Raw genomic sequence first — 12,297 nt, 5'->3', positions numbered from 1 at the left:
CTTACCATGTATTTCAAGAGCTGCAAGGCTGTATGTTCATAGAAGTAGCTTTTATGTTCGATCAGGAAATAGATATACAGATCTTCTCCGCTTTTTAACCTGGTCTTGAAGAGAAGATCAGAATAGGCTTCTTTTAGTTCTTCATCTATGAATCCGGTCTTATTGGAAGTAAGGTTTGATAGATCAGCTATCTTTTTTATTCCCTCCGGCAGGATGTAGGAGAGAAAACTCCCTGCTATGCGGGGATTTTCCAAATATTTTTTGAAAAACCGGTCATGGATGTTTATTTCATTCATGAAAAGGCTCCTTTCTACCTCTTTTTGCCCGAACAAGCTTTTTACAAAACTGGTTTTGCGATACTTTTTAATCCAGAAAAGCCAGAACAAGGCAAACAAGCATAACCATTTGACTGCCATCTTGGTGGTTATTCGGCAAAAATATCCATTTTCCTGCCAGAAGGGTAAATGTCAGCATAAAATTGAACCAGAAAAGGACTTTTCGTTACAGCACAAAAGAACTGTCCCTGTGTGTTAAAACTGTGTGTTTGCCGCTAAATAAAAAACGAGACTTTTAAAAAGTCCCGTAATTTCTGGCTTTTAATGGTGGGTCGTACAGGATTCGAACCTGTGACTTCTTCCGCGTCAAGGAAGCACTCTCCCGCTGAGTTAACGACCCATGCTTTTCTTTTTTCGCTTTTCATTATATATGCTTTAAGGGGTAAAATCAAGGGGTAAGACGAAAGGGGGATTTAAAGGCAGGAGAATTTCTTCACATTAAAACAGCCACCAAGGTTTTTCCTTAATGGCTGTTTTTTCAATCATCTTCTTCGGCTTCATCTTCATCGATGTGTTCGAGGCCGATTTCCCGCAGGATTTCATCGATCAACCTGTAGTCCACTCTTCATCCCTCCTTTCCATGACTCCATTATATCACTCTTTCCTCATTATATGTCATGGATGTAAACTGGCTGTTAACCGGAGGTAAGAAATGAACCACGAATATTTTTAGAATCAGGCTTTTATTTATGTTAAGTTGTGATTATTATTATATAACTCCCGCAAGTTTTTTTCAATAGGCTGAATAACCGGAATTTCGTCATCATTTTCCCCCGCTGCCCCCAGCTCCTTGAAGCGGCGCGCTGACACGAAAACCCTGGTTTCCAGAGAAGCTACCAGTTTGTTGAAATTACTTACCGCATCATCCAGGTTTTTGCGCAGTTTGCCTACATGCTCAGCCAGGGTGCCAAGCCGCTCGTAGAGTTCTTTGCCCAGCCTCTTTATCTCCTGCGCATTCTGGTTTATTTTTTCCTGCCGCCAGCCGTAGGCAACAGCTCTTAAAAGGGCAATCAGGGTGGTAGGGGTAGCTAGGATAACCTGCCTTTCCGCTCCGTATTCGATAAGGAAGGGGTCGGCTTGCAGAGCCGCACTGAAAAAGGCTTCGCCGGGAATAAAGAGGACGACGAATTCAGGAGTCGCTTCCATGTCAGCATAGTACTCTTTTTTGTTAAGCTGGTTTATGTGATTTTTTATATGCTGGGCATGGAGTTTTATTTTTTCCTCCCTTTCTTCCTCGCTTCTGGCCTCAACGGCCTCCAGATAAGCTTCCAGGGGGGTTTTACAGTCCACGATTATATAGCGGCCGCCCGGCAGGTTTATGATCATATCCGGCCTTAATTTTCCTTTTTCGGAAGATAAGGTGGGCTGTTCTATAAAATCGCAGTAGGCTACCATACCTGCCAGTTCTACTACTCTTTTTAGCTGGATTTCCCCCCATCTTCCCCGCATTTGCGGCTTTCTTAAGGCGTTTACCAGGCTGGAGGTTTCTTCTTTCAGCTTTAGCTGGGTTTCGGCCATATTTTTCACCTGTTCCATAAGGCTGGCATAAGCACCGGTGCGTTCTTTTTCCAGCCAGTTTATCTTTTCTTCCATCTTGTTCAGGGCTTCTTTTAACGGGGATACCAGTTCTTTTATGCTTTTTTGCCTTTCCTCCAGGTCGCTTTTTGCTCCTTCCTGGTATTTATCAAGAATAGTCTTTGCCAGTTCCAGAAAAGACTGGTTATTGCTCTTTAAGGCTTCAGCTGATAAGGCTTTGAAAGCATCGGAAAGCTCTCTTCTGGCTTCTTCCAGGAGTTTTATTTTTTCCTGGAAGTTCTTATTCTCTTCTTCCAGCCGGATTTTAAGAGCGGCCGTTTCCGTTTTTAAGGCGGTGTTTTCATTCAGTAAGGCGCCTATTTCCTCTTCTTTGCGCTCCAGTTCGGAACGGAGCAGGGAAATCTGCTCCGTTTGCCAGCTGTTCCGGCTTTTCTCCCTTTCCAGCACCCCCCGCAGGTAAAGAAAGGAAAGGGTTAATCCTAAAAGCAGGCCCCCGGCAAGGTAGATTACATTTATCACCGCAGTTGTCATGACATACCTCCCTTTTACACCTTACACAAAGGTTTAAGCCGGCACTGTTCGCATTTCTCTGAAAAAACTGGCCTTAAGGATAATTTTCCGGGGACTAAAGCCTCCATATTGCCGGCTGCCTTTTTTACCATCCCGGTTTGCAGGTAAAAGATAAGTTTTGCGATTTCTTTTTCCGGCATTATCCTCTGCAGAGCCTTTTCATAGAAGGCCAGCTGCAGATCATATATATCCCGCTCTTTGCCGGTTTTGAGATCTATTATATAGATTTTATCCTCAGTTAGGCCCAATCCGTCAATTACCCCGCGCAGATAAAAATCCTCAAGACGAACCAGAAACGGCACTTCCCTTTTGTAGTCAGCCTGTTCCCGTATCTCTTTTATTTCGGGCTCTTCAAGGTAAACAGCAAAAAGTTTTAAGGCTTCCTTTTTTTCTTCCTCGCTCAGGTCAGACCAGGAAGAGACGATTTTCCCGGCTTCGCTTAAAGATACGTTTTTTTCCGCCAGGTAGTGGACAATGTTGCCCAGGCGGGCGGAAGAAAGGGTCTCTTCCTCCTCTGCCGGCTTAAGCCTTACTTTTTCCCGCTGAGCAAAATAAGCCTGATAAGGGCAGAAGGCATATTCTACCAGACGGGTAGGTGATATATAGTCAAAGCCGACAGGGATAAAATCCTTCTTTTCCACCTTCTCTCCGGTAAGAGAGGGGGAAGATGAATTCTCACTGGTATTGCCAGTACTGGCACTAAATTCAGGTACAGCCATTACCTCTTCAACAGCTATTTCCAGATGGGTATCGACAATCTGCCTGCTCTCATCAGTATAATATTTCTGAATAAAATCCCTCCAGCTTTGGATCTGATTTTCTTTATCATTATTTTCTTTATCATTAAACTTTCCTATGCCGGCAAGGATCAAGAGGTCGCGGGAGCGGGTAAGGGCTACATAAATAAGTCTTTTCTGTTCAGAGATGACATCCCTTCTCTCTCCCTCAACTGCCTGATGACGCCGGCTCATTATCTTTTCTTCACTGCTTATCTTACTGGAAGCAAGCCTCAAAAATATCCCTTCTTCATCCCGCACCAGCAGGTTTTTCCGGGTATATTCTTCATTAAACTCTCTTTCCAGCTCGGGTATGATAACTACCGGAAATTCAAGGCCTTTGGACTGGTGTACAGTCATAAGCTTTACCCGGTCATCCCCTTCCAGGTCAACTGCCGCCTGTTTTTCCTGAATTTCTCTTTTTTCCGCTTCATTCATATAGGCCAGAAAATCTTTTAAGCGGATAACCCCTTTTTCTTCCAGGCGCCAGGCCATTGCAGCCAGTTTGTTCAGGTTGGCCTTTTTCTGCGCCGGTTCGGAATATTTCAGGGGAATAAAGGAGGCACAGGTTTTTTCCTCCAGATAGCGTATGAGTTCAGAGGGAGTAAGCCGGTCTTTGAGTTTTTCCCCCTCGGCAAGGATATGGTCGGCCCATTTAAGCTTCTGTTTTTCTTCCTCGGGAATAGGAAGATCTCCTGCCTTTTTCAGCACCTCCCGCAGAGGCTCCCTTTTCTGGCGCATGAGCCATAAGGTTTCGTTTTCTACCTGGAAGAGAAAAGAACGCAAAGCTCCTACCAGAGAGATTTCATCCCCGGCATCAGCAATGGCCTCCAGAAGCCTGAGCATGGCCTTTACCTCTTCGGCCAGGAAAAAGTCGCGGCTTCCTATTACCCGGCAGGGAATGCCGTAATCTCTTAAAATACGGGCAAATACAGGCATATTGGCCGTTGTGCGGAAAAGCAGGGCAATATCGCCATAGTTTACCCTTCCTACTTCCCCCGTCTTTTCATCCGGAAGAAGAATTTCCTCATTGATTATATCCTTTATAACATCTGCCAGCAGGCAAGCCTGGGCTTCAGCTTTTTTACCGGGGGGAAATCCCTTTAGCAGATAAAGCCGGCTTCTCCGTCCGGAGGAGATAATGCGCTCCGCCTGCAGGGGGGCAAAAGGTATGGCTTCATCGGTAAACAGCCGGGCACAAAAGTCGTTTATAAAATCGATGATGGGAGATAAGGTGCGGTAGTTGCGGTTAAGACCGGCATTTATACCGCTTTCCCCTATTTTTTCTCCGGTCTGGCCGAAAAGCTCTACCTTAGCTCCCCGAAAGCGGTAGATGGACTGTTTGGGGTCGCCGACGGTGAATATGCCTTTTTTAAAATCATCGCTTAAAAGCCGGAATATCTCATACTGCCGGTAGTTAATGTCCTGATATTCATCTACCATAATATAAGTGAACTGCTGGCGGTATTTGTCCAGCACATCCGGATGGTTTCTTAACAGCGACAGGGTTTTTTCCTCCAGGTCATCAAAATCCAGAAGATTGCGGGCTTCTTTGGCTTTTTTTATCCGCTCTCTTACATCAGCGGCTAAAGGAAAAAAGGCTTCCTTTATCAGAGGAAAGTATTTCAGGTCCAGCAGTAAAGCTTTGATTCCGTTCAGATTTTCGCGAAAGCTTTTTATATTTTCCGCAGCCTTCCCCCTGGCCTCAAGCCTGTACCCGCTTAATTCCTGCATTTTTTCATAAATTTCCGGATCCCAGACCGGGTTGGTTTTAATCATTTCTAATACGGGTATATAATCCGGAAAAACTGCCATCAGTTCTTCTATTTTTTGGCGGGTAGGTGTTCCTTCTTTAAGCTCTTTACCGGCTGCCTCCATAGCAAGAACAGAATTTTTCAGTTTTTCTACCTGTTCTGGCAGCTTTTCTGTAATTTCGCCATAAGCCTCTTCGGTTTTAGACAACAGGTCTTCTAACACCAGCCCACGGCTAGAAGTCAGCTGCAAGAAGTCATATAGATCGGATAAAAGCCCGTCAAATCCAAAAAGTTTTATATATTCTTTCAGGTACTGATTATCTTTTTCCAGCTGTTCATAGGCGGTTTTCCGGATAATATCCATCTTCAGGCGGTAAGCCTCGACTTCATCCAGGAGCCCAAAATAAGGATCTACTCCTGCTAAAAGAGGATTTTCCCTTATGAGCCTTGCGCATATGCTGTGGATAGTCCCGATATAGGCAAAGGCCAGTTCTTCCTGCTGCCGGTTTTTTTCCTCCGCTGTCAGGTTTTCATCTTCAGCTATCCTTTTTCTTATACGATCCAGCATCTCCCCGGCCGCCTTGCGGGTAAAGGTGACGGCCAGAATGCGGTTTATTTTTACCCCCCGGCTTATAAGGCGGTAATATCTTTCCACCAGCACCCTGGTCTTGCCGGAACCGGCTCCGGCTGAAACCTGCATGGGCTTATCCATATTATCCAGAATAAACTGCTGTTCTTCATTAAAAATGAAACGCAACTTCATCCCTCCTTTAGCGGTAAAAACAGATAGAGGCAAAAGCACAGTATTCACAGACATTTTCCCAGGCAGAATGGGGCTGGGGCGGGAAATACCCTTTTTGCAGGTTATCCTTTAGCGCAAAAGCCATGTCCCGGGCCCGGGAAAGCCAGTCTTCCCAGTCGGCAGCTGATAATTCTCCTTTTTTATTTGAACTATTCAGTATTCTGCCTTTCCAGCCTTCGCAAGGGAAAAATTTGTCCACCTTGCCCTCTTTCAAACCTATATAGCCAGCTCCCTTTACTTCTCCCCCCAGCTTTTCGTTAACAGCCATTATGTACAAAGGAAGCTGGAGGCTGGCCAGGTAAGCAAAGATGTCTCCTTTTCCCGGAAGGCTTCCGGTTGAATTTTTGTAATCATAAACTGCATACACCTTCTTTCCCTCTTCTTCTAAACTATCTATGCGGTCAATCGCCCCGGAGATTTTCATAACCCCTTTTTCTTTCCCGGCAAGTTCAAGACGGAAACTCCATTCCATATATTCCGGCCTCAATTCTCCCCGCTCCATCTCATTCAGGATAAAGTCAACCAGCTGCTCATGAAGTTTTTCTTTTTCCATCTCCCACAAAACCGGATGAAGAGGGGAAGGGATAGCTTCCTTTTCCAGTTCATTGTAGATCCAGGTCTCTACTTCACTTTCTTTCAGCTGGCGATAGCCTTCCCCTTTCCACCAGGTAAAAAAGGAGCATAATATTTTATGCAGCAGGGTTCCCCGGGACAGCGGAGAAATGGCATCCTTGGCCTCTTCCTTCTCCTTCAGCGCAAGCTCGCTAGCAAAAAAATACTGCAGGGGACACTTAATATAACTGTCAAGGCTGGTTACCGCAAAGGTAAAATCCTGGTATTTACTGTTTATAGCCTTTAAAGCCCCGTCACTGGTGAAATGGTCACAAGGTGCAAAAACCTTCCCCCGGCTTACGGCATCCACTATCTCTTCCGGCAGCCCTCTTTCCCGTAGATATTCTGCCGTCTCCCCGGGATAAAAAGGAGAAACCAGAGATAAATCCTCGGCATAGGAAAGCCAGGGGATTACTTGCTCCTCTTTTACCCCGCCGGGATAAAGCTTACGGATATAGTTAAGGAAAAGGGAAGGAAGCATTTCCTCTCCTTCTTCGTCATACAGGGAATAGAGAAGGTAGAGCTTTTCCCGGGCTGCATTAAGCGCTGCCTTAAAGAGAACTTTCTCCCGTTCATATATATCCCGGGCAGCAGGCAGATAAAGGCCGTATTTCGCTTTTAAGATCTGGCGCTCTTTATCCGGTATCACCCAGTTGCTCTCCGGCTTGATGGGAAAAACCCCTTCATTAAGCCCCAGCATTATCACCACCGGGAAGCTGAGTCCCCTTATATCACTTGGATCGAGAACTTTTATCCCCTTGAAATCAGCTGGAGCAAAAGTATATGTAATCCCTCCCAGATAAGTTTCCAGACGGCTTATAAAAAAGGATAAGCTTGTTTTTTCCTCTTCTTCACCGGCTTTAGCCATCTGCTCCAGGATTTCCTCCAGCTTATCCAGAGCCCTCAGATCCCGTCCGGCCAGGGAGAAACGCTCCTTTAAGTCCAGCTCTTCCGGCAGATTAAGGATATTATCCACCAGAGGAAGCTCCTTTAGAAAAGTTTTCAGCCCTTCAGCTATTTCTCCATAAGTTCCGCTTTGGGGAATAAGGCCCAGTTTTTCCGGCAGGTAACAGGTATCTCCCATAGCCAACAAAGGAGAAATTTCCTGCAGGAGGAGAGATATGTCATCTGTCCTGTCATCCGGCCTGGAAGAAGCCGGATTCAGGTCGGCAGGGTGGGAAAGCAAGCCTTCTTCCCCCTGGGAGGCGCGCATTTTAAAGAGCTTTAATATATCATTTATAAGCAGGTTGCTTAAAAGAGGCTTTTTTACTTCCCGGGTCAGAGGCAGTCCTGCTTTATCAAAAATCCTCCGCAAAACCGGAGCATAACTGTCCGGATGGCGGCAAACCAGCACTATATCCTCTATTCTCCCCCCGCCGGCCAGATGTTCTTTGATAAGTTTTACCGCTCCTCTGACTTCTTCTTCCCTATCCCGGGCAGAAAAAACGGTAACATCCGGGAAAGCCTTTGCTCTTTCCCCTCCGGGAAAAATACAACCCGCTCCATCGTCTAGCTTAAAATCTTTTTCCTCTATCCGCTCGATGAACAGGGATTTAGCCGGTACTTTCTCCCCTACTTTCTTTAATACCTTTTCCTCGATGCCGGTAGGATCAAAAAACCAGCTGGCATAGAAATATTCCAGGTTATCCAGCAGGGAAACCTGTCCTCCGGTAAGCAGTTCCAGCACTTTGTAATACCTGTCTTCCGAATCATTTAATCCTCTTTTTTTAAGCTCATCGTTATACCTTTCATAAAGCACAAAAAACAGATTAAGCCCGCAGAGCTCCTCATCTTCTTTCAGGGCCTGCCATTTTTCCGGAGACAGGCCGGTTTTTTTGATCTCTGCTATGGCTGACAGGATATCTTCCACCACACCGTAGGTTTTAGCGGGACATATTTTGCGCATCAGCTCATGCCGCTCTATACCACCTATGAGCGGCATTTTTACATTTTCCCGATGCAATACCTCCTGGACAAAAGAATCAAAGGTATATATGCCGGGATAAAGCATCCCTGCTATTTCATCTGCCAAAAGCTCGCTTATAAAATAGTCTCTCAGTTCAGAAGTAGGAAGTATTACCAGGTAACGATCCCACTCCCTGTTTTTTATGTATTCCCTCACCTTTTCTAGCGCTTCCTGCACCTTTATACCCCCTCTTATGTTTTCTCTCATATTTTACAATGGATACCTGACATATATTTGTCATTCACCTTCTTGCCTATTCTCCACTTTATGAGGCTTATGATATTTATAAAAAAAAGAAAATGGAAAATATACTTTAAATATCTGTGCCAAATGCAAAGCAGCACAAAAGAACCATTTCCTATTGTGGATTGCAAATACTGCATGGACTATATCCGGCTGCATAAGCTTCATCCAAGCTGTTGAAGTTAACTTTATTTTCCTCTTTCATCTTAGCTACCCCTTCGCAGGAAGGTAGATGAAATTTTTTGCTGTTTTTGTTTCCTATATATGTTATTTCCTTTTTCTCTTCTGCCACTTCTTTCCCCCAGAGGCCTCTCCCCTCTTTTCTGGCTTCCCTTTCCAGTTTCAGAAAATGCTCGGCATATTTAACATTAGGAGGGATGGTAAGCACCCGGGCATAGCCTTCCTTTACCAGGAGTTCATTGACAAATATATCGTCTTTGTAAACATAGGCTAAAAGTCGTCCATATCTGTCCCTTTCCTGCACATCAAATTTAAGGGTTACCCTTTCTCCTTCCAAAAGATTGCGGGTAAATTCATAAGCTTCCCTTCCGTAAAATTCTACCCCTTTCTGGGGATGTTTGGTTTCCGGGGTATCAACCCCGATAAACCTTACCCGCTCTTCTTTGCCGTTATAATCGATAATGATCGTATCTCCATCTACTACCCTCAGTACCTGATAGGTATTGTCCCGGGAAACGCAGCCAGCAAGGATAAGCAAAAAGAATACAACTAGATAGAAAAAAGCCAGCCATCTTCTAAACTGCATAAAATCCACCTCCTCAACAAAAAAAGCAGGGCATTCCTGCTATATTTTCTTATTAAAATATTCCTGGGTAACTTTAAGCTGTTTTTTTAAAATCTCCTGCCACAAATGATAACCTATTTCCCCTGAGCCGCCTCAAATCCCTCCAGCTAGGCATCTATCATCACTTTTATTTCATCCAGATTATCAGCCAGAAGAACTTTTAAAACATAAGGCCAGTGGCCTTTGCGATTGGGTGAATTATAATAAAGGCGGAAGTTTTCATAATATTCTTCAGCATATTCCTTAAGTTCCTTTCTCATAGCTTCCAGGGCATCCTTCAGGGTAGGCATATTTACAACTAAATCAAGTTCATGCAAAGATAAAGTTATCGAACCATCAGCTTCCATATACTTAGCAGCTGTAAACTTGTACGGTTCCAGTAAGCTTTCCAGGTTTTCCCGGGTTAAGGAAAAAATATAATCACTATCCCTGGCAATAACCACAGGCCTATCTTTTATCACTATATCTATCCAATCATCCGGCAGCTGTCTTATATCATTTATCAATTGCATACTGTCACCTCATCTTTCTCTTTCTCAATTTTATCATATAACATTTCTGATAAATAAAAAAGCAAAAGCGGCTTTGACCGGGAAACAGTCAAAACCGCAGACTTTTTCTTTTAATCCAGCTTATCCAGCATCTCCATTACCATATCGAAAAAGTAGCCTATATCTTCCTTGTCATTTACCCCGGCTTTAAAGCCGATTTCCGGAAAGCGCCCGTCGCTGCTTACTTTTACATTTATGGTGTAAGCAGTTCGGGGAGCCCTATCTTCAGCTGCTTCCATTTCCTCATCATCTTCTTCATCCAGGTCGTCATCCAGATCATCATCCCAGTAACCTTCCATAAAATCTTCTATATCCTCCAGCTGGATGTCTTCTGCTTCGTTCAGAGCATCTATTTCCTGAACATTATCTATTATCTGGTTCACTATCCACATAATATCACCTGGCGTCATCTCCAGTTCCTTGCTCAGCTGCATGATTTCATTGGCCACCGGCGTGATTTTTAAAAGGTCGGATAAATTAACCGGGTCTCCTTTTCCCCATCTTTTTTTCATAAAATTCACCTCCGCATCTATTAGCTACAGTTTAAGGCAGCATCCTCTAGAGCATCTGACGTAAAAAAATATTAAAAAACTGTAGCCATAAGCCCTGTTAAATTGTACTCCCTATACTTTGATTATATGAGAACCAAAGTTAAAATAACAATGAAAAATAAGGGAAATTAAATTTATCCGGCTATGAATTTATAATATAACACTTTCTAACATTTATTGCAACGAGTTTAACATCTTTTCCCTTTCTTTTTTTACCCGCTCCACCTCAGGCTGCACCTGCTGCCTGAGCTCACGGCTGTGCCTCTCTACATAATCTTCAATATCCCTGGTATTAAGTGAGGGGTCATGCCTGCCTACCCGAATGCTCAAACACTGATAGCCCTGCAGGTAAAAAATAAGCTCCGCCCGGTATTCCTGGCCATCACACGCAAAGTAGGCATCTCCGGCCGCTTTATTCCGGTCGGTAAGATGAAAGTTTTCTATTCTTAAGAGCTGCACCAACCATCCCCCCCGGTTTGTTTATTATCCAAATAAAATTTATCATAATCAGGATTTCGCTACCAAAAGCTGAATTCCTTTTTTTACTATGCTATTTTCGCATATGAAGTCAAAAAAAGTCAAATTGCGACTCATTGCTGGCATTTCCTGTATTTTACTACCTCTCCCTCTATCTCTTCCACCTTTCCTTCCGCTTGCAGATACTTAAGATGGGATAGCGCTTCACCCAGAGCAAACCATTTCTGAGGCACGGGAAAGTCATCCCAGGCCAAAGATATATCCCATTCCATCTGCGAAGCCAGGGTAAACGCATCTACCATTTCATAGCCGGCCAGAATATCCAGAACCTCACGGCACCTTCGCTCATGGTGTTTTTTGAGTTCCCTTATCCTTCCTTTAAGGTCGGTAAAAATATCCCGGTGCCCGGGTAAAACCAGTTCGACCTCCAGGTTTTCCAGTTTGTCAAGGCTTTTTATATAATCAGCCAGCGGATTTTCGCTGTTAAACCATTTCGATATATTCGGGGTTATTTTCGGCAAAATATGATCCCCGGAAATCAGGATTTTATAGTTTTCTTCATAAAGGCAGATGTGCCCCTTAGTATGGCCCGGGGTTTCCAGGCAGACAAAACAATAATCGTCTATCTCAATCCGGTCTCCTTCCCGGACATAAGTAAAATCCACCTGATTAGAAATCCGGTATCTCTTGCCGGGCAGATAGTCGGTTATATCCTCATCCGTCCTAAAACCATATTTTATAACCTGCTGGAGTACCCCCTGCCAGTTTTCCCCCCGGCGGGAAGCATTTATCATTTCCCCATCTTTCTGGCTGCAGTATATCCGGGAAGAAGGAGTAGCCAGATGGGATATAAGGCCGGAATGGTCGGCATGCATATGGGTTACAAACAAATCTGTCCTGGCAAGGTCTACCGCCAGTTCCTTAAGCCCGTTTTGCATGGCACTAAGACATTCCTCCCGGTTAAAGCCGGTGTCAATTATGAGGTTTCGCTCCCTTCCCTTTATAACATAGGAGTTTAAAGCTTTAAGCGGGGTTAAAGGAAGCGGAATACTCATTCTATATAAATTATCCCTTATTTTTTCCACCATAAACTATTGTCCGTTACAGAAAACCTATAAAACTTTATAAGGGATTTATAATATCCTTATAAAGTTTCTGTTTCCTTCCTTGTTCATCGCGTCCAGTTTCGGATAACCCTACTCCTGCTTGGTATGACGCTCCGAAGGCTTAAATTCCCGACTAACGTATCGGTACTAGCTAATAGCTTGCGTCAAGTGCTAAGCTATTAGTTTTTCATAATTCTTCAAGTTTATACTTGC

At 44.2% G+C, this 12,297-nt stretch carries 9 protein-coding genes and 1 tRNA gene; all 10 read right to left on the bottom strand.

What is annotated here, in order from left to right; all coding sequences use genetic code 11:
- Nucleotides 1-416, bottom strand: a 416-nt coding sequence (locus BUB92_RS10005) for an Rpn family recombination-promoting nuclease/putative transposase (protein WP_143156932.1), incomplete at its 3' end; no start/stop codon positions are given.
- A 184-nt stretch (nt 417-600) separates the two neighbouring features.
- Nucleotides 601-675, bottom strand: a tRNA-Val gene (locus BUB92_RS10000).
- A 347-nt stretch (nt 676-1,022) separates the two neighbouring features.
- Entirely contained in the window at nt 1,023-2,402 is a 1,380-nt protein-coding gene (locus BUB92_RS09995; protein ID WP_073093360.1) for a DNA recombination protein RmuC, read from the bottom strand.
- A 14-nt stretch (nt 2,403-2,416) separates the two neighbouring features.
- Nucleotides 2,417-5,728, bottom strand: coding sequence for a UvrD-helicase domain-containing protein (locus BUB92_RS09990; RefSeq protein ID WP_073093358.1), 3,312 nt, complete (start codon nt 5,726-5,728; stop codon nt 2,417-2,419).
- Between the two features lie 13 nt (nt 5,729-5,741).
- The gene (locus BUB92_RS09985; protein WP_073093357.1) at nt 5,742-8,528 is read right to left on the bottom strand and encodes a PD-(D/E)XK nuclease family protein; all 2,787 of its coding nucleotides are present in this window, start codon (nt 8,526-8,528) and stop codon (nt 5,742-5,744) included.
- Nucleotides 8,529-8,709: 181 nt separating this feature from the next.
- Nucleotides 8,710-9,360 (bottom strand): thermonuclease family protein, encoded by a 651-nt coding sequence (locus tag BUB92_RS11865; RefSeq protein ID WP_073093356.1) that lies wholly within the window; start codon nt 9,358-9,360, stop codon nt 8,710-8,712.
- Between the two features lie 146 nt (nt 9,361-9,506).
- Nucleotides 9,507-9,911, bottom strand: a complete 405-nt coding sequence (locus tag BUB92_RS09975; protein ID WP_073093355.1) for a hypothetical protein — start codon at nt 9,909-9,911, stop codon at nt 9,507-9,509.
- 110 nt (nt 9,912-10,021) lie between these two features.
- Nucleotides 10,022-10,462: a hypothetical protein gene (locus BUB92_RS09970; protein ID WP_073093353.1), complete on the bottom strand. Its 441-nt coding sequence runs from the start codon at nt 10,460-10,462 to the stop codon at nt 10,022-10,024.
- 213 nt (nt 10,463-10,675) lie between these two features.
- Nucleotides 10,676-10,960 carry a hypothetical protein gene (locus BUB92_RS09965; protein ID WP_073093352.1) on the bottom strand — a complete coding sequence of 95 codons (285 nt, stop codon included), beginning with the start codon at nt 10,958-10,960 and terminating at the stop codon, nt 10,676-10,678.
- A 131-nt stretch (nt 10,961-11,091) separates the two neighbouring features.
- Nucleotides 11,092-12,066: an MBL fold metallo-hydrolase gene (locus tag BUB92_RS09960; protein ID WP_073093351.1), complete on the bottom strand. Its 975-nt coding sequence runs from the start codon at nt 12,064-12,066 to the stop codon at nt 11,092-11,094.
- Nucleotides 12,067-12,297 lie beyond the last annotated feature (231 nt).

The sequence above is a fragment of the Thermosyntropha lipolytica DSM 11003 genome, from assembly GCF_900129805.1.
GTDB lineage: Bacteria > Bacillota > Syntrophomonadia > Syntrophomonadales > Syntrophomonadaceae > Thermosyntropha > Thermosyntropha lipolytica.
This window is presented reverse-complemented; position numbering and strand designations above follow the sequence as displayed.